Origin of the sequence: Porphyromonas sp. KLE 1280 (assembly GCF_000700805.1) — a bacterium.
Taxonomy (GTDB): Bacteria; Bacteroidota; Bacteroidia; order Bacteroidales; family Porphyromonadaceae; genus Porphyromonas; species Porphyromonas pasteri.
In genome coordinates this window covers 322,141-344,931 of sequence record NZ_KL362963.1, presented here as the reverse complement: position 1 = coordinate 344,931, position 22,791 = coordinate 322,141, and the positions used below count along the sequence as shown (strand labels likewise).

At 57.9% G+C, this 22,791-nt stretch carries 11 protein-coding genes; all 11 read right to left on the bottom strand.

Annotation, left to right across the window (positions count from 1 at the left end; translation table 11 throughout):
- Positions 1-246 precede the first annotated feature (246 nt).
- On the bottom strand, positions 247-6,054 hold the full coding sequence (locus HMPREF1121_RS05065) for an alpha-2-macroglobulin family protein (RefSeq protein ID WP_044115084.1): 5,808 nt from the start codon (positions 6,052-6,054) through the stop codon (positions 247-249).
- 659 nt (positions 6,055-6,713) lie between these two features.
- A complete protein-coding gene (gene clpB, locus HMPREF1121_RS05060; RefSeq protein ID WP_044115082.1) occupies positions 6,714-9,302 on the bottom strand; it encodes an ATP-dependent chaperone ClpB in 2,589 nt (862 codons plus the stop codon).
- Between the two features lie 222 nt (positions 9,303-9,524).
- A complete protein-coding gene (gene sufD / locus HMPREF1121_RS05055) occupies positions 9,525-10,742 on the bottom strand; it encodes a Fe-S cluster assembly protein SufD (protein ID WP_044115080.1) in 1,218 nt (405 codons plus the stop codon).
- 7 nt (positions 10,743-10,749) lie between these two features.
- A complete protein-coding gene (sufC, locus tag HMPREF1121_RS05050; RefSeq protein WP_009432640.1) occupies positions 10,750-11,502 on the bottom strand; it encodes a Fe-S cluster assembly ATPase SufC in 753 nt (250 codons plus the stop codon).
- Between the two features lie 33 nt (positions 11,503-11,535).
- A complete protein-coding gene (gene sufB, locus HMPREF1121_RS05045; protein WP_044115079.1) occupies positions 11,536-12,981 on the bottom strand; it encodes a Fe-S cluster assembly protein SufB in 1,446 nt (481 codons plus the stop codon).
- Between the two features lie 108 nt (positions 12,982-13,089).
- Positions 13,090-14,673 (bottom strand): ribonuclease Y, encoded by a 1,584-nt coding sequence (gene rny, locus HMPREF1121_RS05040; protein ID WP_044115078.1) that lies wholly within the window; start codon positions 14,671-14,673, stop codon positions 13,090-13,092.
- Positions 14,674-14,720: 47 nt separating this feature from the next.
- Positions 14,721-15,080, bottom strand: a complete 360-nt coding sequence (locus HMPREF1121_RS05035) for a cell division protein ZapA (protein WP_044115076.1) — start codon at positions 15,078-15,080, stop codon at positions 14,721-14,723.
- A gap of 45 nt (positions 15,081-15,125) precedes the next feature.
- Positions 15,126-15,464, bottom strand: a complete 339-nt coding sequence (locus HMPREF1121_RS05030; protein WP_044115075.1) for a hypothetical protein — start codon at positions 15,462-15,464, stop codon at positions 15,126-15,128.
- Between the two features lie 455 nt (positions 15,465-15,919).
- Positions 15,920-17,485 (bottom strand): RagB/SusD family nutrient uptake outer membrane protein, encoded by a 1,566-nt coding sequence (locus HMPREF1121_RS05025; RefSeq protein WP_044115073.1) that lies wholly within the window; start codon positions 17,483-17,485, stop codon positions 15,920-15,922.
- 13 nt (positions 17,486-17,498) lie between these two features.
- Positions 17,499-20,489 (bottom strand): SusC/RagA family TonB-linked outer membrane protein, encoded by a 2,991-nt coding sequence (locus HMPREF1121_RS05020; protein ID WP_044115071.1) that lies wholly within the window; start codon positions 20,487-20,489, stop codon positions 17,499-17,501.
- Positions 20,490-20,586: 97 nt separating this feature from the next.
- A complete protein-coding gene (locus HMPREF1121_RS05015) occupies positions 20,587-22,716 on the bottom strand; it encodes a glycoside hydrolase family 97 protein (RefSeq protein ID WP_044115070.1) in 2,130 nt (709 codons plus the stop codon).
- Positions 22,717-22,791 lie beyond the last annotated feature (75 nt).

The window sequence follows — 22,791 nt, the reverse complement described above, 5'->3', positions numbered from 1 at the left end:
AAAGGTACTGCATCACGATATCGGGGGTGCGTACCCGTAGTGGAGGGTGGTAGAAACCAGTAGTGGTCCGCGAGCAAACCAGTAGTGGTCACGAAGCGAAGCAGTACTGGTCACTATATGCAACCACTACTGGTCGGAGCACGAACCACTACTGGTCGCTCTCCCCCCTTCGTAGAGTACAAAGAAAGCCCCCCACAAGCTCGCATGAGTGAGCTCGTGGGGGGCTTAGCTATTCGGCTGGGGGAATTACTTCTTCAGCGGTAGGACGCTCGTCACGATACCAGCTGACGTGTGCGCGCTGTAGTCAGGTGCGTAGCACGAGACGATGCGGGCGACGGTGCCAGCGAAGCGGCCTGCACGTGCCACATACTGGTCGTAGCTGAGGAGGTACGTACCGCGGTTGAGGTGGTCGATGTAGAAGTTCGTCTCCGTATCCTTTGGCTCGACGTAGTAGCCCGTGCCTTCGCCCCACTCATAGCCGGGCTTCTGGATGATGGGCTCCGTGAAGCCTGGACGGGGGTCGATGACTTGGACGAAGTCGAGAGACTGCTCAAGGCGGATCGTGAGACGCGTGCGGAGGCGGTCACCGACACGCAGCTCCTGCCCTTCGGCGAGTGGTAGGAGTTCGTCGCCATTGCTCCCTCGACGCAGGAGGAAGGTCTCACGCGTGATCTGGATTTGCTTGCCACGTGCCTCGATCTCTGCCGTAGGCAGGGTGTAGGTCGCCGTAGCACTCCCCCAGAGGACGGCAGGCTGTGACTGCGAGAGCGTCAGGACGGTATCGGGGTGGACGGTGCTCGTGAAGGGCATCTTCACCTGCAGGCGGTCGCCCTCGAGGCGGATGGCTTCGCCCCCTACGACGGGCAGATCGATGCGTGCCTGTGCGTCCTTATCCAGCTCGTGAGCGATAGGATCGCCGAGCGTGAGGCCGTAGACGGCTTCGGCCGTCGGGAGGTCACGCCCCCATGAGTTGGTGCGCTTCTGAGCGACGATCCAGCGCTTGATACCGCTGATGCGCTCGATATCCATGATGGCGGGGTCGGAGAAGAGCTCCAGCGTCTCGACGGCAGCGGGCAGTGCACGGCTGATCCACGAATAGCTCCCTGACTGCAGGCGGGCGAAGAAGAGCCCCGTCTCATCCTCGACGAGGTAGTCACGGATGCTCTCGACAAGCTCCATGGCGAGCTTCTTCTCCCCTGCACGGAGGAAGATAAGTGCTGCACGAGGCTTATCATCCAGTGGCATATCACGGAGATCCGCACGCAGCTCGCGGAGGAAGTAGCTCTCTGCCTTCTTGGCTTCTTCGGAGGCATCACGCAGGCCGCGCGTCTTCGCCAGAGCCGCGAGGTAGAGGTAGTCGACGTCGGTGTAGACGTAGACGCTCTTCCCTGCACGCTTAGCCTTGACGAGCTCAGCATGATCGCGTACGGCCTGCTTGTCCAGTGCCTTCATCCCTCGGCGGATCATCTCCTCGAGGCGCAGACGCAGGGCGGACTCCAGATCGGAGTAGGCGGCCATACGCAGTAGCGTACGCAGGACGTACTCGGTGGTATAGAGGCTACCCTTCATACCAGGGTACCACGCCCACAGGCCGTCGGAGGTCTGCAGGTCGCCGAGACGCTTGAGGAGCTGATCGCTCGTAGTCGTATGATCAGGACTGAGGAGGAAGCGAGCCAGCTCACGCTCCTGCTCAGCTTCCTGCTTCAGGCGACGCGCCCAAGGGCTCTTTGAGAGCAGGCTGTCACGCCCGACGAGGGCGCCGTAGCTGGTACCCTTCTGCGTGGACTCGGGAGCATTCAGCACGCCCTCTGCCCACTTATGTAGGGGCTCATAGCCGACGAGGAGGCGGGCTACCGACTGCCCGAAGAGGGCCGTCGCAGCAGCGAAGGCGGAGGCCTCCTTGTTATAGGTCATCACGGGGAGTGCCGTGAGTGCCAGACGCGAAGCGTTGGGCTGAAGGGTGACGGAGAAGAGACCCGACTCAGGCATCTTCCCTGTCGAGGGGAAGAGCGGAGCCAGCGAGATACGCTGCGTCCCCTCGGAGTGGGAGGAGAAGGCGATCGTCTCGGTGATGGTCTCACGGTCGGAGAGGACGGGCAGGATGTGCTGCTCGCCGTCGGAGGAATGGTTACCACGGGCGATGACACGCACGCCGACGGAGTCCAGACCACGATAGCCCTCCAGCGGGAGGCTCAGGGTCGTAGCTGACGAAGCGGCGATGTCGAAGGTCTGTTGTTGGGTCGAGCGCACTGCACCACTTGCGGGATCGAAAAGCTCGAGGGTCAGCGTACCATACTGTGCCTCGGGGCTCTCATTGCGCACCTCGGTGACGAGGGTCGCAGCATCGCCCTCACGGACGAAGCGAGGGAGCGTGGGGCGGATACTGAATTCGCGAGATGTCTCTACCGTGCGGCGCTCGATATGATGATCCAGCGTACGGCTGTGGGCGTTGAGGACGAGACGCCAGCGGGAGAGCTGCTCAGGGGCATTGAAGCTCCAGCTAACCTGTCCCTTGCTATCGGTCTTTAGCTCGGGGAGGAAGAACGTCGTCTCGGAGAAGTCCTGGCGAAGCTTCACTTCAGGGGCGCTCACCTCTGGATCCCAACCCGCGGGACGAGCGGACTTCGCGCTGCGAGGGACAGCAGCTGTGACTACATGATTGACGAATTTAGAGTCAGCAGCGAGCCCCAGAGAAGAGCCATACAGCATAGGACGTGCGACTGCAAGCATCTCCTCGAGATACTCAGGGGAGGCTTCCTCCTTATCATCCCCGGACTTCTTGATGAAGGGTGAGCGGAATTCCCCACGAGGCTTATCCCCCAGCCAAGCCGTCCACCACGCTCCATCAGGATAGCGCCCATGATTCTGCTTACGGACAGAGGCGGAATAGTTACCGAGGATCCCTGAGAAGCTGGTATTCTTCAGGCGCAGCGCAGGGTACCATGGACTCAGCTTCCCAAAAGCTTCGAGGGCGGCATCGTACATCCAGACGGCCACCGCCACACCTTCAGCAGGACGCCCCTTATCGTCACGGAGCGTGAAGCTCCACGTCTCCTTATCGCCTGCCTTCAGTCGGTCACGGAAGCTATCCCACGTGATCTGAAGCTCCTTCTCGGGTTGTGTGCGCTGAAGCGTCACTTCTTCGTGGAGGAAGCGGCCGTCACGCACGGTATAGAGCTGTACCTTGATCTCTTCGGGCTCGGTGGGCTCCTTGGAGATATCTATCGGGAGCGTACACAGCGCACCAGCCTTCGGACGAAGGACGCCCGAGGCAATGGGGCCACGCTGACTATATACACTATAGTAGATGTAGGCATCGGGGAGGCTCGTCGCATAGTAGACGACGGGCTTCTTCCCGCCACCATACTTCCCGTCGCCGGCGGAGAGGAGAAGGGGCGCACGCAGGTCGCTGACCTTGCTATCATGCACATCGAAGAGGTAAAGAGCCATCTGCCCGACATAGGAGAGCGAGTCGCGGTACTTGACGCTATAGTCCAGCTCATAGCGTCCCGAGGGAAGGGACGCTAAGCGAGGAGCCAGCTCAATGAGGCTATCAGTAAGGGTCATCCCCTCCAGATGTACCTTTCCACCACTCATGAGGCGATAATGAACGGTCGGAGCCTCGGCACGGGATCTGTAGGTATCGTTCGAGAAGTGGAGCGTCGTGCTCGCACTCTTGCGGTCGATGAACTGGGCGAGTTTCACTCTCACCGCACCCACAGGCTGACCGATGGGGATATTCAAGAACTCCTGATGGCTCTCACCAGCACCGTCCGTCGAGGTGACAGTCAGCACATAGTGGTACCACGGAGCGAAGTAATCCCCCTCACGCTGCGTGAGCTTCTGGGGATCCTCGGGAAGAGGCACCGTGAAGGAATAGCGACCCGAGGCATCAGTGACGACCTCCGAGGTGATCTTCTCCATCTTGCTACGATCGCTATAGTCGACGCTCAGCCCTCTGAAGCTCCAGAAGGTAGCATGACGCTCGAGCGTATAGTGCACACGAGCATCTGCCACGGGGCTACCGCTCAGCGTGCGCACCGAGCCCGTGATGGGGAGCGTGCCTCCATACTGATAGGGAGGCTGAGGCATGTCGACGGTGAGCTCCGTACCCTCGCGCTTATACTCGAAGACCGCGAACTTACAGCTGAACTCAGACGAAAGCTCTTGATCACGCTCCGATGCCGCCCGAGCCTCGATACGATAGTCACCCGTGAGGCCATCCTTCGGCAGGGTGATGCTGGCCGAGAAGCGCCCAAAGGCATCCGTCTTGACCGTAAGCTCCTGCACCTTCTCACGCGAAGCATTGATGACCTCGAGCGTGAGGGACTTCGAAGCTGCTACACGAGTATCCTCGGCGTGCATACGCACCTCGGAGTACACCCCATAGATATGAGCCGTCTGTCCAGGACGATAGGCAGGACGGTCAGTGGTCACATAGCCTTCGTAGGCATAGAGACGTAAGGGGTCAGCAGGCCCCTCGCCCTTTCTCCACCCGCGGGAGTGGTAGGATTCGGCGATGAGTGGGTCCTTCCCCGATGCCAAGAAGTAGCGGTAGGTCCCCTCCTTGAGGTGATAGAACCCGAGAGCATCGGTCTTCACATCCCCCTTATAGGCAAAGTCAACCATATCAGGGGATATCTGATAGGAGTGGAAGGACTGATCAGCTACAGGCGCCCCAGTACGGGCATTCAGCCACTGATGCGCCCCTGCGTTCCCTATCTCATGCCCGAGATAGACGTACTCTGTACGCATCAAACTATTCGTCGCATCCAAGTCCTTGGACGAAGCCTCGGGAGAGTACTCGAACGTGGTCGTTAGGAAGTAGTTGGCTGCCGTAGGGAGATCCAGGCTAAAGGGCTTAGCTCCCTTGCCTTCGCCCAAGTCATCGAGCTGGAAGGTCACCTCCTTCGTCGCTATGGGCTTGTCTTGGCTACCAGGCTTCCACTCCTCACGCGTATCGGGGCGGATAATCGTAGGGACCTTATAGAGCCGCACCGTGGCCTTCGTCACGAGATAGGGTGCCTCCAGATGGACGCCTACTCTGTCGAGGTAGCTACGGTCAGCCCTCTGTAGGAGCTCGGGGCGACGACACTCCTTGGCCTCTTCACCCAGCTGCTTGCGCATCTCTGGAGTAAGCCCCGTCACACGCTGGATGACCGACTCAAGGAAGCGGGCACGGCGCAGACGCTGGTAGGGATAGAGCTCGAGGAGTGAGCCGAGCTGCACACCGACCTCCGGATGGGTCGCGTACTTCTTCAGATGCCCCTCAAGCGCCTCGATGCGCTGGGCCTCTGTCATGTGATCCTTGTCAAGAAGGATCTGATGGGCGTCGATGAGCGCACGATAGTAGACGCTCTTGCTCGCCTCAGCGGCAGGGCGAAGGGTCTTCAGCACCTCACGATGCAGGGGGCCAAGGGCTTCGATCGGGGGGAAGTTGTTGAGTAGCTCCGTGCCGAACGTAGGCTCTCCGATCACCCGTTCATCAATAGAGAAGGCGGCGGAGTAAGGCTTCAGCGAAGCCGACAGCGCTGCGGGCTCGCTGATGAGCTCACGGATACGGGTCGTGTAGAAGGTATTGTAGTCCTGCTGGCTCCAGCTCTCGGGATTCACAGGATCAACATGCTTCGCCACGATCTCCTCGGAGCGGTAGCGATAGCGATCCTGATGATCGGAGTAATAGCACAAGGTGAAGAGCTTGAGGGCCAGGCGGTCCGTCGCCGTCAGCCAAGGTAGGCTCTTCAGCTCATGAAGGGTCTGGTAGGCATTGATCTTCGCCTCGGGATCTCGACCTACCGTGCGTAGCCAGAGCTCCGAGTAGCCCTGGAGGAGGATATTGAGGTCGTGCTTCTTCATGCCGTAGTCGATGAGTTCGCGGGTGAGCGGGATATTAATACGATTGCGATCATTCTGTCGGCTCGTATTGGGCTTGAGGATGCGCTGGATCTGCTGCACCCGCTGGATCTGAGGGGTAGCCTTAGCGCTCTGCTTCCTCTGCCCATAGCTGGGTAACGAGAGCGAGAGAACCACAAGGAGGGCGTATCTGATCTTCATAGGAGGGAAGGGTATGTGGTGGGGATCAGGTGATTGACTTATACAGCAAAGATAGCAAGCTCTTCACAATACTGTATCTCACGGGAGCAAGCTTATTGATTTCCCCGTGCGAAGCCGTGCTTTTCTGGTGACCGCTCGGGTGAAGAAGGTGCACTCCCACAGGCCGTAGCGAGCGCCTCTCGGGGAGGAGCGAGTGACGCCCAGCTCCCCGATATGCCTCTCCGAAGTGATACGCAAGCCCTTCACCTTATCGCACGTATTCCTCTTCTCCAGCGGAGGGAAAAGTGTCATTCTCGTTAAGAAAAAAGCGCCTTCACATAGTGGTTTTCCTCTGTCTACGCACGTAGTCTTAAAGACCAGGCACGTAAATCCAAATATCCACGTACGTAGATATTAGAGCCATGTACGTAGATCAAACTTATCTGCCACTCGTCAGCAACTTTTATCCCTACGCAGAGCAACAAACTAATAGAGGTCACTTCACAAAGCTATATAGCTCTCTTCGCCATCCTATATAACTCTACCCACGCACCTATAGACCTATATACCCTCACTATATAAAAAGGGAAACTCCTCTGCAGGCAGGATGCAAGCATCCAGACCCACAGAGGAGCAACCCCTAACAACTAAACTAACAATATCACGTGGGACGTGCGCCCTTAGCGGAAGCGCAGCTGTCCATCTTCTACGTCAAGCGTGATGACGCTGGAGCGGTCGACAGCACCCGAGAGGATACTCTTCGAGAGCTCATTGAGCACCACATGCTGGATGACACGGCGTACAGGACGTGCCCCGAACTCGGGGTCGTAGCCTTCCTTGCCTATCCATTCGACGGCCTCGGGCGTATAGTGAAGCTCGATGCCATTGACCTGCAGGAGGCGGGCCGTGCTGTCGAGCTGGATGCGGACGATCTCGTCGATCTCGCTGCGACCCAGCGGGGTGAAGACGATGGTCTCATCGATACGGTTGAGGAACTCAGGACGGATCGTCTTCTTCAGAAGGCCGAGTACCAGCTCACGCGTCTCGTCGATAGCAGCCTGCTCACCGCCCGCGGGGACGTCGGAGAGACGCTCACGGATGAGGTCGGAGCCCAGGTTGCTCGTCATGATGATGATCGTATTCTTGAAGTTCACCAGACGACCCTTATTATCCGTCAGACGACCGTCATCGAGGACCTGCAGGAGGACATTGAAGACGTCGGGGTGAGCCTTCTCGATCTCGTCGAAGAGGACAACGGAGTAGGGCTTACGGCGGATAGCTTCGGTGAGCTGACCACCTTCGTCATAGCCTACATATCCAGGAGGTGCACCGATGAGACGGGTGGCGGAGAACTTCTCCTGATACTCGCTCATATCGATACGGGTGAGCATCGTCTCGTCATCGAAGAGGATTTCAGCCAGCGCCTTCGCCAGCTCGGTCTTCCCGACACCGGTGGTACCGAGGAAGATGAATGAGCCGATGGGACGCTTGGGGTCCTGAAGACCGGCACGGCTACGGCGTACGGCGTCAGCGACGGCACGGATAGCCTGCTCCTGACCGACGACACGCTTGTGCAGCTCTTCCTCGAGATGCAGGAGCTTCTCACGCTCGCTCTGGAGCATCTTCCCGACGGGAATCCCCGTCCAGCGAGAGACGATGTCGGCGATATCCTCGGCAGTGACCTCCTCACGGATCAGAGCGCTATCGCCCTGAGCCTCGGTGAGCTCCTGCTGGATAGAAGCGATCTCGGCTTCCTTCTCCTTGAGTCGGCCGTAGCGGATCTCAGCGACGCGACCGTAGTCACCGCTGCGCTCAGCGCTGTCGGCCTCGATCTTCAGCTGCTCGACCTCGATCTTGCACTGCTGTATGCGGTTGATGAGCTCCTGCTCACGCATCCACTTAGCCTTGTCGCCAGCTTCTTCTTCGCGCAGCGTGGCGATCTCTTTGTTCAGCTCTTCGAGCTTCTCCTCGTCGTCTTCACGGCGGATAGCCTCACGCTCGATCTCGAGCTGGGTGATACGACGTGCGATCTCGTCGAGCCCCTCGGGGAGGGAGTCAATCTGCATCCTCAGACGTGCAGCAGCTTCGTCCATGAGGTCGATAGCCTTGTCGGGGAGGAAGCGGTCGGTGATGTAGCGGTCGGAGAGGCGGACAGCAGCGATGATGGCATCGTCCTTGATACGCACCTTGTGGTGGTTCTCATACTTCTCCTTCAGCCCACGGAGGATGGAGATCGAGCTGGCTTCATCGGGCTCGTCGACCATAACCATCTGGAAGCGGCGCTCCAGAGCCTTGTCCTTCTCGAAGTACTTCTGATACTCGTCGAGGGTCGTAGCACCGATAGAGCGGAGTTCGCCACGTGCCAGAGCAGGCTTGAGGATGTTAGCAGCATCCATAGCGCCCTCGCCCTTACCAGCACCTACGAGGGTGTGGATCTCGTCGATGAAGAGGATGATCTCGCCTTCGCTCTTTGTGACTTCGGTGACGACGGACTTCAGACGTTCTTCAAATTCGCCCTTATACTTCGCACCAGCGATCAGGGCACCCATATCGAGGGAGTAGACCTGCTTGGAGCGGAGGTTCTCGGGGACGTCACCACGGACGATACGGAAGGCCAGACCTTCTGCGATAGCCGTCTTACCGACACCTGGCTCCCCGATGAGGATGGGGTTATTCTTCGTACGACGTGAGAGGATCTGCAGGACGCGACGGATCTCATCGTCACGACCGATGACAGGGTCGAGCTTACCGCTACGAGCACGCTCACAGAGGTTGATAGCGTACTTGCTGAGGGCGTTGTACTGCTCCTCGGCGTGCTGGCTGGTGACGCGGTTGCCCTTACGCAGCTCGTCAACAGCCTTACGGAGCTCTGCGATCTGCAGCCCGAAGTCACTCTTGAGGAGTCGAGCGACCGAGGTGTCGACCTCAGCGAGAGCGAGGAAGAGGTGCTCGAGAGCTACATACTCATCCTTCATCTCGGTGGCGATGTCCTCAGCCTTGTCGAGTACCTTCGTGGCATCGGAGCTGAGATAGGGTTCGCCACCAGAGACCTTAGGCAGAGCCGAGAGCATACGCTGCAGGCTCTCCTCAAGACGGGCACGCTGGATAGCGAGCTTAGAGAGGAGGAAGTCTGTAAGACTATCTCCGAGAGTCAAAATACTTGTAAGCAGGTGAACGGGCTCAATGGCCTGATTGCCGGCCTTGCGAGCAAGCTCGATAGCGCTCTGCAGGGCCTCCTGCGACTTGATGGTATACTTATTAATGTTCATTTTTATGTCAGGGGGTGGACCTTAGTGCCCACGCTACCTACCCTTCTGCAAAGCACGTACCCAGCTCGAAAAGCACGCCATTATGACCGAAGCAATGAGGAAATATCGTATAAACGGCATTATTTTAAGCTATTCTGTCATATGCATAGATAATAAAAGACCCGCACCCATAGCTCACTCGGAGCCATGGGCGCGGGTCGTATATCTTATATGTAGGGCGGGCTACTTACGCAGCTGCTCCTCGATGCGGGCACGCACGTCGTCAGCGATCTCCTCGACGGGGATACGCGCTACGACGTCTTCGGCGAAGGCATTACTCAGCATCAGGCGGGCTTCCTCGAGGGAGATACCGCGCTGGCGCATATAGAAGAGGGCATCAGCGCTGAGCTGCCCCGTGGTCATCCCGTGGGAGCACTTCACGTCGTCAGCGTAGATCTCCAGCTGGGGCTTCGACTGCATACGAGCCGTAGGCGAGAGCAGGAGGTTGCGGTTGTTCTGATAAGCCTGCGTCTTCTGCGCGTCTTGCGCTACAAGGATACGCCCCGTGAAGACACCACGGCTATCATCACGCAGCACATACTTGAAGAGCTCATCCGAGGTGCAGTGCGGTACTGCATGCTCGATGTAGGAGAAGTTGTCCGCATGTGCCTTCCCTGCGGTGAGGACGAAGCCAGAGACCTTGAGGTCGGCACGCTCTTCGGAGAGCGTGACGGAGTAGTTATTGCGCGTCACACCATTGCGTAGCGTGACACCGCTGAGGTCGACGACGCTATCCTGCATCTGACGGACATAGAGCGAGGAGATACGCACATTCGCTTCGGCCGACTCCTCACGCTCGATGAGCGAGAAGCGGGCACGGCGCCCGACGTGGACCTCGCTGGTACGCAGCGCCATAGCGCGCTCCGTCGTCTCGGGGCAGTCACGGAAGTGAAGCGCTGCCTCAGCGTCATCCTCGAGGATGATGAGTGCACGCTCTACGGAGATATGATCCGCCAGGCGTGGTAGGATATAGCTCAGCTCGATATGCCCAGGGATCTTCGCGCCACGAGGCACGTAGATGACGAGCGCCTCGGCAGCGAAGAGGGTGTTCAGCGCGACGAGCCCGTCAGTAGCGATGGGCGCAATGCGGCCGTAGTACTCCTGTGCCAGCTCAGGATGCAGGCGTACGAAGTCAGAGAACGCACCGATAAAGATCTCCGGTGCGAAGGCCTGCGATGCCCAGTAAGGAGCACCGTCCAGCACGTGGAGCTTCCAGTCCTCGGCGAAGAGGCTGGGCAGGTCGGTACGCTGGTAGTCCTCGCTCTTGAAGCGGGGTACCCCCAGACGAGCGAAGGCGTCATAAGCCGCCTCGCGGTAGTGATTGAGTAGCTGTGGACGCTCCTGTAGCTCCCCACTAAGGGCAGCGTAGAGGTCAAGGTACTTCTTGGTGATCGCTTCCATGGTCAGACTACTCTCCTACCTCTTCCTTGATCCAGTCGTAGCCGCGCTTTTCGAGTTCGAGAGCCAGCTCGGGGCCACCGCTACGTACGATACGCCCCTTGTAGAGGACGTGCACGAAGTCGGGGCGGATATAGTCCAGGAGACGCTGGTAGTGCGTGATGACGATGGTAGAGTTCTCGGGGCTACGGAGCTCATTGACGCCCTTAGCGACGATACGCAGGGCGTCGATATCCAGACCACTATCCGTCTCGTCGAGGATAGCGAGCTTGGGCTCGAGCATAGCCATCTGGAAGATCTCATTGCGCTTCTTCTCACCACCGGAGAAGCCTTCATTGACCGAGCGGCTGGCGAGCTTGTTGTCCAGCTCGACGAGTTCGCGCTTCTGCTTCATCAGCTTGAGGAACTCAGCAGCGGGCAGCGGATCAAGACCAGCGGCCTTGCGACGCTCGTTGAGGGCAGCACGCATGAAGTTCACCATGCTGACGCCTGGGATCTCGACGGGATACTGGAAGCTGAGGAAGAGGCCGAGGTGTGCGCGCTCCTCGGGCTCGAGCTCGAGGATATCCTCACCCTCGAAGGTCACGGAGCCCTCCGTCACCTCATAGGTGGGGTGGCCGACAAGGACCGATGAGAGGGTGCTCTTCCCCGAGCCGTTGGGGCCCATGATGGCGTGCACCTCGCCCTTGCCTACGGTGAGGTTGATTCCCTTGAGTATCTCTTTATCTCCAATGGATGCGTGGAGGTTCTCTATCTTAAGCATATCTGTATGATTCGGAAATGGGGGTGATGGGGATTAGCCTACGGAGCCTTCGAGGGAGATGCTCAGGAGCTTCTGAGCCTCGACAGCGAACTCCATCGGGAGCTTATTCATGACTTCCTTAGCGTAGCCATTGACGATGAGGCCCACGGCCTCCTCGACACCGATACCACGCTGCTGGCAGTAGAAGATCTGGTCTTCGCTGATCTTGCTCGTCGTGGCTTCGTGCTCGATGATCGCCGTGTCGTTGTCGACATGGACGTAGGGGAAGGTGTGCGCACCGCAGCGGTCGGAGAGCAGGAGGCTATCGCACTGCGAGTGGTTGCGGGCATTCTCCGCATTGGGACCGGCGTAGACCAGCCCGCGGTAGCTATTCTGGCTCTTGCCAGCGCTGATACCCTTCGAGACGATACGGCTACGGGTATTCTTCCCGAGGTGGATCATCTTCGTACCGGTGTCGGCCTGCTGGAAGTTGTTCGTGACAGCGACGGAGTAGAATTCGGCTACGGAGTCATCTCCCTCGAGCACACAGCTGGGGTACTTCCACGTGATCGCCGAGCCCGTCTCGACCTGAGTCCAGGAGAGCTTAGAGCTGGCACCACGGCAGACGCCACGCTTGGTGACGAAGTTGTAGACACCGCCCTTACCCTCCTTGTCGCCAGGGTACCAGTTCTGCACGGTGGAGTACTTCACCTCAGCCTCCTTCTCGACGATGATCTCAACGATGGCGGCGTGAAGCTGGTTCTCGTCACGCTGGGGAGCGGTACAGCCCTCGAGGTAGCTGACGTAGGCACCCTCGTCGGCGACGATGAGTGTACGCTCAAACTGCCCCGTGTTGATAGCATTGATACGGAAGTACGTGGAGAGCTCCATCGGACAGCGCGTACCCTTCGGGATGTAGACGAAGGAGCCATCGCTGAAGACGGCGGAGTTCAGCGCAGCGAAGTAATTATCAGTATAGGGGACGACGACGCCCAGGTACTTCTTCACCAGCTCGGGGTACTCGCGTACGGCTTCGCTGAAGGAGCAGAAGATGATACCCTTCTCGGCGAGGGTCTCGCGGAAGGTCGTCTTCACCGATACGGAGTCCATGACCGCGTCGACGGCAATCCCTGAGAGCATCTTCTGCTCCTCGAGGGGGATACCGAGCTTCTCGAAGGTGCGCAGGAGCTCCGGATCTACCTCATCGAGGCTCTTCGGGCCCTCCTTCTTCTTCGGAGCGGCATAGTAGATAATGTCCTGGTAGTCGATAGGGGGGATCTTCAGCAGTGCCCAATCGGGCTGCTCGAGGGTCAGCCAATGGCGGTATGCCTCGAGACGGAACTGCAGGAGCCACTCTGGCTCACCCTTCTTCTCCGAGATCAGGCGGACGGTCTCTTCGCTGAGCCCCTTGCCGATGGTCTCGGTGTCGATGTCGGTGGTGAAGCCATATTTGTAATCGCTCGAGGTGACCTCGTCGATGATCTGATCGTTATCTTGCATGCAATAAATATGGATGGTTATTCCTCCTACGCTGTAAACACGGAGTGAGGGAATTTGGTTGCCATACGCCACCCATTTGTGCGGGAAGGAGCTCCACACCTCGGGAGACTACTTGGCGTAGCTGACGCTGCGGGTCTCGCGGATGACGGTGATCTTGACCTGCCCTGGGTAGGTCATCTCGTCCTGGATGCGCTTAGCGATCTCAGCTGAGAGCGTAGCGATGCTGCTGTCGTCGGTGTTCTCTGCGCCGACGATGACACGGAGCTCACGACCCGCCTGGATAGCGTAGGTCTTCACGACACCAGGGTAAGAGAGGGCGAGCTGCTCGAGGTCATTGAGACGCTTGATATAGGCCTCGACGATCTCACGGCGAGCACCGGGACGTGCGCCACTGATGGCGTCACAGACCTGGACGATGGGGGCGATGAGGCTCTCCATCTCGACTTCGTCGTGGTGTGCCCCGACGGCATTGCAGATGTTCGCCTTTTCCTTGTACTTTTCACAGAGCTTCATCCCCAGGAGTGCGTGTGGCAGCTCGGGCTCGTCATCGGGTACCTTACCGATGTCGTGCAGGAGGCCAGCGCGCTTAGCGTGCTTGGGGTTGAGACCGAGCTCACTGGCCATGATGGCACAGAGGTTAGCAGTCTCGCGGGAGTGCTGGAGGAGGTTCTGCCCGTAGGATGAGCGGTACTTCATCTTACCGATGAGGCGGATGAGCTCGGGGTGCATACCATGGATACCGAGGTCGATGACGGTGCGCTTCCCCGTCTCGATGATCTCTTCCTCAATCTGCTTACGCACCTTCGAGACGACCTCTTCGATGCGGGCGGGGTGGATACGGCCGTCTTGGACGAGCTGGTGCAGTGCCAGACGTGCTACCTCACGGCGCACGGGGTCAAAGCTGGACAGGACGATGGCCTCGGGGGTATCGTCGACGATGATCTCAATACCGGTAGCGGCCTCGAGGGCGCGGATGTTACGCCCCTCACGGCCGATGATACGGCCCTTGATCTCATCGCTCTCGATGTGGAAGACAGTGACGGAGTTCTCGATAGCCGTCTCCGTAGCCAGGCGCTGGATCGACTGGATGACGATGCGCTTGGCCTCCTTGTTGGCGGTCATCTTCGCCTCCTCGACGATCTCGTTGATATAGCCCTGAGCTTGGTCCTTGGCTTCGGCGCGAAGGCTCTCGATAAGACGCTCACGCGCCTCGTCTGCAGAGAGTCCGCCGAGGGCTTCGAGGCGCTTCTGCTCGCTCTGGCGAAGGAGCTCCAGCTCAGCCTTCTTCTCCTCGTACTCGGCCTTCTTGACGTCGTATTCTTCCTTCTTCAGCTCGATACCCTCACTCTGTAGGGCGAGCTTTTCCTTGAGTATATCGATCTCTTGGTTGCGCTTCTCTACCTCATTGTGGCGCTGCGTGAGCTCCTGCTCTCGGGTCTTCAGTCGGCCCTCGATCTGCTTGAGCTTATTATTGCGCTGTGCCACCTGCTGCTCGAGGTCGCCCTTGAGCTGCAGGAACTTCTCCTTGACCTCAAGGAGCTTCTTCTGCTTGAGGACTTCAGCTTCACGCTCTGCCTCACTGAGGATTGCACGGGTCTTCTGCCCGAGGAGCTTCTCCGAGACGACCCATGAGAGAGCCGCACCGAGGATCAGCGCACCGATGCAGATGATAATGATCGTAATTGTTCCCATTCCTTTGTCTGAAATAAATGTAATGCTGAAGGAAAGGGACGCTGTGGTTATCGGGACGAGGTGGGGGGATCGTCAATGAGCTGTCGAGCCTGACTAATCAGCGCCTCAAGCTCCTCATTGATCTCCACCAGACGTGGAGTCAAGGTCTGCTTACGCGCTTCCAGAGCAGTGTGTACCTGCTTGTAGCGCGTAGCGATATCGATAGCAGCCATCGCCAGATATCCCTCTGCGGGGACCTCGGAGCGATTGGGGTACTTATATCGGTAGATACGCAGCGTAGTGGCAATCTCCTCACCTGCATCGCGGTAGAAGCGTTCCTCGGAGCGAGGGACGTGGAGCGAGAGGCGGGTGTGCTCAACAGCGAGTGTGATACGCTGCAGGGCCTCTGGGCTGGTATTGGTATCCATATATCGGTAGCGGGGCGGGGTGGCCCCAAGCTATTCGGTCTCTGACTATATCTCGGGCTCAGACGCTGCGGTGGCCTCGGGCTCACTGGTGAGCTGGCTGATGCAGCGGTCGAGCTGACTGATGATCCCATCAAGGAGCTCCCGGGCATCCCTACGGCTGACATCTCCCATATCAGGAGAGACAAGTGCCGAGGCAGTGGCCAAGGTCGCTTCGTGTCGTCGCACTGACTTGAGTTCTTCTTGCATCGCATGAAGAGCTTCATCCCGTTGCTGAAGGAGCATCCTGAGCTGAGCGAGCTTCTCGTTCTGCTCTGCGACAATACCGGCGAGACGTCGGATATTGACTTGTAATCGCTGGAGCTCTTGGTCTTCGGCTTGGGTCATAGCGTCGTTATTCCTTATGTATGCAAAGGTACGCTTTTTTAGCCTCTTCCCAGCCCCCGCTCTATATATAAGTAGAGTGCTACTCGAGAAAGCCCTCCAAGCGGTCCTCCTCTACCCCCACCCGACACCCTCGACGGAAGCCCCAAAAAAGGGAGCTATCTGAGAGGCTCTTAGCAGGGAGAGAAATCAACCTATATTGGTCACTGAGTCAACCAATATAAGTCCGCGTCGTGACCTATATTGGTCGGAAGAGCGACCTATATAGGTCAGCCCGATGACCAATATAGGTTCATACCACCCCCTTCTATTGGACAGTCTCATATAGGCGTGCAAGGAGACGATATAAAGCAGCTTGCCCTCGGGCTCCACAGTGGAAGTTCGAGGGCAAGCCTTCTATAGGGATCGCCCGTGTGGGGCGAGGCAGTCGGAGGGAGCGAAGTGCGCCCTACGCTGGATTAGTAACCCGTGTTCTGCTTGAGCTGCTCGGGGTTCGCCTGGATGTCGTCCGCAGGGATTGGGTAGAGCGTGCGGTAGGCCTGCGAAGCAGCACCAGCCTTCACGCCAGCCTTCCAAGGCCAGACATAGTCGCCGGAGATGAACTTCCCGAAACGAATCAGATCCGTACGACGCTGTCCTTCCCAGTAGAACTCACGACCACGCTCGGCGAGGATCTCAGTGAGCTCGGGAAGTGCTCCGTAGTTGCCCACCGTCGAGCCGTAAGCACGAGCACGGACAAGGTTGAGGTAGGTGAGACCCTTTGTTACGTCGGCCTTGCCACGAGCGGCAGCTTCGGCGAAGTTGAGGTAGAGCTCAGCCAGACGGAAGAGTGGGAAGTCCGTGTCTGCATGATCCCCGTTGCTGCCGTTAGCGCCAGCGCTGGTGACATTGCGGAACTTGTAGACGTAAACACCCTGATTGAAGTCCGTCACCGTATTGATCTCGCCCGAGCCTACAGCCTTGATGAGGGCACGCTTGTCAGTAGCTAGGTTACCACCGAAGAGGTTAAGCAGGCCTGCCGTAGCACGATTGCCGTTCCAGCCACCATTGACACCCATGTTCACACCCGTTGCCTTCTTAGCATCGCCTCCGGTAGAGGAGTTGATGAGGAAGGTCATACCGCCCCAGTTCTGCGAGCGCTGTCCGTCGTAATTGATGGAGAGCAGGACCTCAGGATTATTGAGGTTGTTGTCCGCTAGGAAGAGACGAGCGTAGTCCGTGTGGAGACTGTACTTGCCCGAATTGATCACACGCTCAGCGTACGTCGCTGCGTCTGCGTAGCGCTCCGTACCAGTGTAGACCTCAGCATTGAGGTAAAGGCGGGAGAGCAGCGCCCAAGCCGTAGCCTGGTCAGCACGACCGTAGACATTAGCCTTAGGAGCCTTGAGGTCGGACTCAATAGCCTTCAGTTCAGACTCGACGTAGGAGAAGAGCTCCTTACGGCTGATCTGACGAGGATAGACCTTACCCGTGGGGGTGGACTCGTCGATGAAGGGAGGATTGCCGAAGAGATCCATCAGCACCCAGTACTGATAAGCTCTTAGGAAGCGAGCCTCAGCGCGGTAGGCGCGGACGGTGGCATCCGAAGCTTGGTCTTCGGTATTCTTGAGGAACTCCGAAGCAAGCTTGATCTGGTAGATGGAGCGGTAGTAGAAGCCTCGTATGATCGGGTTAGAAGCCGACCATGAGAAGGCATGGAAGTCGGGTACCCCGCCGTCACCCCAAGCACAGATAGCTGTCTCCGTTGGGAGTTCTTGGAGGTTGAACAGGCCACGAACGAAGTCGCTCGTACCTTCGTCGATCCCTGCGATATCGCCTCCGTCGCCATTACCTGTGAGACCAAAGGCTCCGTAGACCTTAGCAAAGGCCTGAAGGGTCTTCTCTGGAGAGGAGTAGATCGTCTTATTTGTATCGCCGTTGGTGGGGAAGCGGTCAAGGTCCTTGACACAAGAGCTAAGGCCGAGCGCACCGATAAGCCCCAGCGCCGTGAAGCTACGGCGAAGCATCTTCTTATTTGTACTCATGATTAGCTAGCCATTAGAGTGAGAGAGAGAGGTTGAGCGTGTAGGTGCGTGGTATGGGGTACAGGCTGAAGTCGATCGCCCGCTCAGGGTCAAGACCCTTGTAAGGAGAGAGGGTGAAGACATTCTGCACCGTAGCCGAAGCACGGAGGTTAGCTCGACCGAGGATACGACCGAAGTCATAGGCGAGCGTGAGGTTGTCCATCTTGAGGTACGAAGCTCTGTGGAGGTAGTAGTCCGAGATGATCTGCTTATCGCTATTCGTCTGGAAGTCTGAGACGTTGATCTCAGGCGTCGTGTTGCGGAAGTACTGACCCGAGTTGAGCACAGCGGTGTGCGTAGCCATGTAGGCCGAGACATTGTCGTAGATATAGTTCCCGAGGCCCGAGCGGAGTGAGGTCGAGAGCGTCCAGCGGTCGAAGGCCAGGCTCGTAGAGAAGCCCATCGTGACCTTAGGCTCAGGGTTGTGCGTGCGGTACTTATCCAGCTCATTGATGACGCCATCCTCGTGGCGGTCTACGAACTGACCTTCCAGAGGCTTACCATTAGCATCATACTTCTGCTCGTAGACGAAGAAGGTACCAGGGGCATAGCCGACGGAGTGGATCTGTACATTCGTACCCGTACCACCCGTGACGCCCCCCGTGGGGACACCCTGATAGCCGGGGACTTCGACAGCGTTGAGCTTGGTGATGCGCGTGCTGTTGGAGCTGATGTTGTAGCTCACATCCCACGTCAGGTGCTTGGTCTGGACGGGGGTAGCATTGATGCTGAACTCAAAGCCCTTGCTGGAGATGTTACCGACATTCGTGAGGATGCGGTTAGAGAAGTTAGCCCCTGCAGGCGTGGGGATCTCGTTCAAGAGGTCGCTGGTCTTCTTCTGATAGAAATCGAGCGTACCAGAGAGACGGCCCTTGATGAAGCTGTAGTCAAGACCTACGTTGTAGGTAGCCGTCTGCTCCCAGTGGATATTCGCATCGTAGGCAGCGGGGCGGAGCATGTTGTGATACTGGTCGCCGAACTGATACGTCGCCGTATTCGTGCTGAGCGAGTAGAAGGGGAGGTAGGTGTAGTTCCCGATACCATCCTGCTGACCCGTGACACCGTAGCCGAGACGGAGCTTGAGGTCATCGATCCAAGAGACATTCTTGAGGAAGTTCTCCTGATTCATACGCCAAGCCAGTGCCAGAGCGGGGAAGACACCCCAGCGGTTCTCCTTGCTGAAGCGCGAAGAGCCGTCGGCACGCACCGTAGCAGTGAAGAGGTAGCGGTCCATGAGGCTGTAGTTCAGACGGCCGTAGAAGGACACCAGCGTATTCTGTGGGTAGTCGTACTCGTAGACGGGAGTCGACACGAGCGTCTTGTCGTAGGTGTAGTCAGGCGTGTTGTGGACGAAGGTCTTCCAGTCCTGATAGGAGTACCCTGCCATGACGTCGACGCGGCTCTTCAGCGAGCGAAGCTCCTTGACGTAGTTAGCGTAGAAGTCGAAGAGGAGGCTGCGCTTGCGCTGGTCGTAAGCGTTGTTCGTACCGCTCTTATAGACGTCGGGCTGGCCTGCCTGCTTGAGGGTGTAGCGCTGCCATCCGAGGGAGGAGTTCTCGGGGATGACGACCGTACCCTTACCCGAAGCGTAGTCGTAGCCGAGGTTCACGTTGAGCTTCAGCTCGGGGAGAAAGTGGAGCTTATAGTCGATCTTCAGATTGCTGATCGTGCGGAAGACATCACTGATATCCTCCTTCTGATTGAGGAGAGCGACAGGGTTCTTAGGAGCGAGCTTCTGGAGGCCTGTCCCGTCTAGCTGTGTCCAGTAGCCACCGAAGGGCACGTAGGCAGGGTCAGCATCACGGACCGGACGCGTGGGGTCGAACTGTACAGCAGCACCGATAGCTTCCTTGTTAGCGAAGCGATTGTGCGTAGCGCTGAGCTTCACGCTCGCATCGATAGAGAGGTGATTGTCGAAGAGACGGGGATTGAGGCTGATGTCACCGCTGAAGCGATTCATCTTGTCGGTCTTCAGTACACCCTCCTGGTGGTAGAAGCCCGTAGACACGCGGTAGGGGAGCTTGCCGGCAGCGCCGCTGACGCTGACGTTGTAGTCACCACCGTAGGCGAGCTGATAGATCTCGTCTTGCCAGTCGGTATTAGCCGTGCCGAGCTTAGAGGCCGTAGCGGGGGAGATACGCTGGATGAGTGAGCGGTACTCGTCAGCCGAGAGCACGCGCACACGGCGAGCAGCTTCGGAGAGGGAGCTCTGTACGGAGACAGCGATCTGGGTCTTCTGCCCGACCTTACCACGCTTGGTGGTGATCATGATGACCCCGTTAGAGGCGCGCGAACCGTAGATAGCGGTAGCGGAAGCGTCCTTGAGGACGTTCATCGAAGCGATGTCCTGAGGGTTGAGTGAGCTGAGGATGCTGGGTGCACCAGATACAGCGGTGTTCTCGATGGGCACACCGTCGATGACGATAAGCGGGTCGTTGCTGGCATTGAGCGAAGCACCACCGCGGATACGGATACGGCCACCAGCCCCAGGAGAGCCCTCGGGCGTGATCTGTACCCCCGCGATCTTACCGACGAGGAGGTCGCTGGCCGTGGAGATAGCGCCCTTCTGGAAGTTCTTCGCATTGAGGGTGCTGACGGATCCGGTGAGGTCCTTCTTCTGCATGGAGCCGTAGCCGACGACGACGACTTCCTTGAGGTTCTCAGCACTCTCGGAGAGGACGATCTTCAGCGGGAGCGCAGCACCACTGAGGGCCACGGTCTTCGTGGTATAGCCGACGCTGGAGACGATGAGGTGCCCATTCTTGGGGGCACGTACGGAGAAATTCCCGTTGATATCGGTGATGACGCCCTGAGGGGTCTCCTTGACCTTGATGGAAGCCCCGATGACGGCTTCGCCCTTGTCATCTACTACCTGACCCTTGACCTGCACGTCCTGTGCGGAGGCTGTGAGGGAGAGGAAGAGTAGGGATAGACAGAGGTAGGTAAGGCGCAGAATCGCTTTCATATGAAGTGCTCTGTGTAAGTGAAAAAGGAGAGGCCCCGCCCACACTCCAAGACTCTCTGTGAGTAGAGCTGTGGAGGGCGGTCGGAGACCTCGGTGTTTACTTCTTATTAGGTAGGATAGAGATCGCGAAGCCACCACCAGGAGCAGAGGTGAGCGAGAGCTTGCTGCCCTTCTTCACCTGTACCTTGCGGATGGTGTAGACCTCGGGATTGGTCTTGTAGTTTGCGCCCTTACCATCAGCGTAGATGGTAGCGGTGTAGGTCTTACCCGCATCGAGGAAGTCGAGCGTGAGGGTCGTCTTGTGGCCATCATAGCCAGCGACATTACCCACGAACCACTTGTCGGAGTCCTTTGCCTTACGAGCGATGGTGATGTATTCACCTGGCTCCGCTTCGATGATCTTCGTGTCGTCCCAGTCGACAGCTACGTCCTTGATGAACTGGAAGGCATCCATGTGCTTCGCATACACCTCGGGCAGGTCAGCTGCCATCTGCAGGGGGCTGTACATCGTGACGTAGCAAGCCAGCTGATTGCAGATGGTGGTATTGACGTGAGAGTTGTTGTCGGGGTTGTACTTGTTGATATCCATCTGGAAGATACCAGGCGTGTAGTCCATCGGGCCACCGATGAGGCGGGTGAAGGGCAGTACGGTGAGGTGGTTAGGCTTGCTACCACCGAAGGCCTGATACTCCTGACCACGTGCCGACTCCTGCGCGATGAGGTTGGGATAGGTACGGCTGAGACCCGTCATATGGACGGACTCGTGGGCATTGACGGAGATCTTATGCTTAGCAGCCTCCTTGACAGCGTGGAGGTAGTGGTTCACCATGCTCTGACCGTAGTGGTACTCACCGCGAGGGATGATGTTGCCTACATAGCCACTCTTGACAGCGGAGTAGCCGTTGTCGACCATGAACTTGTAGGCCTTCTCCATGTGACGCTCGTAGTTCGTGACCGAGCTGGAAGTCTCGTGGTGCATGATGATCTTCACGCCCTTAGCCTTAGCGTAGTCACGTAGCTCGGCGACATTAAAGTCGGGGTAGGGGGTGACAAAGTCAAAGACACGATCCTTGCTGTGACCAAACCAATCTTCCCAGCCGATGTTCCACCCCTCGACGAGGACGGCATCGAAGCCGTGCTTGGCAGCAAAGTCGATGTACTCCTTGACGTGCTGGGTGTTGGCAGCGTGCTTGCCATTAGGCTTTACCTTGGAGTAGTCGGTCTTACCGATCTTTACATAGGGCAGGTCATCGGTGTAGGCCCAGGTGCTCTTGCCCGTGATCATCTCCCACCAGACACCTACATACTTAATAGGCTTGATCCAGTCGGTCGTCTCATAGGCGCAGGGTTCATTGAGGTTATAAGTAAGCTTAGAAGCTAGGATGTCTCGAGCATCACGGCTGACGATAACTGTACGCCATGGGGTGTTGAAGGGTGCCTCGATGTGCCCACGATTGCCCTGAGGGTCAGGGGTAAGCTCTACGTGGAAGACCATGTTCTTGTCATCCAGATCGAGGTTAATCGCAGGGAAGTCAATCAGTGCAGCTTCGTGCAGGTTGATGTACACACCCTTATCTGTCTTGAGCATCAGTGGAGTCTGAACGCCAGTCTTAGAGAAGGCCGTCTGGGAGCAGTTCTCCGTGAACGCCTTGTCGAAGAGCCCACGGATCTCAGAGAGACGGCTGTGCTGGTAGTCGTACTCCTCGGTGTCGTAGTCACCGGGGATCCAGTGCGCCTTATGGTCGCCCGTCATAGCGAACTCGGTGAGCTCGCACTTGACGACGTAGAAGTTACGATCCTTGCCACCAGGGAACTCATAGCGGAAGCCGAGCCCGTCATCGAAGAGACGGAAGCGGATAGCTATGGGATCACCGTTGCTCTTCTTCTTGAGCGTGACGAGCAGTTCGTTGTAGTTGTTGCGGATCGACTTGACCTCGCCCCAGACAGGCTTCCAAGTCTCATCGAAGGTCGACTCCTTCGTGTCCGTGACCTCGAGGCCCTTGTCGAAGGACTTCTTCGCATCGGTCATCTCCAGACCGAGATGACTGGGACGGATGATCTCCTGCCCATCAGCGAAGGAGAGGCGATACATAGGTGCCCCGTCCTGACTCAGCGAGAAGTGCAGCTGAAGACCCTTATTGGGCGAGCTGATCGTCTGAGCCAAGGTGCTCCATCCAGAGGCCAGGACCAGCGCGAGGGCTGCAGCCCAGTGCTTTGCTTGCTTCATGCGGTAGTTAATTAACGATATATAATTATATGAGTGATCATGCTTGTGAATCCCTTCACAGGACGCCAATTCGTA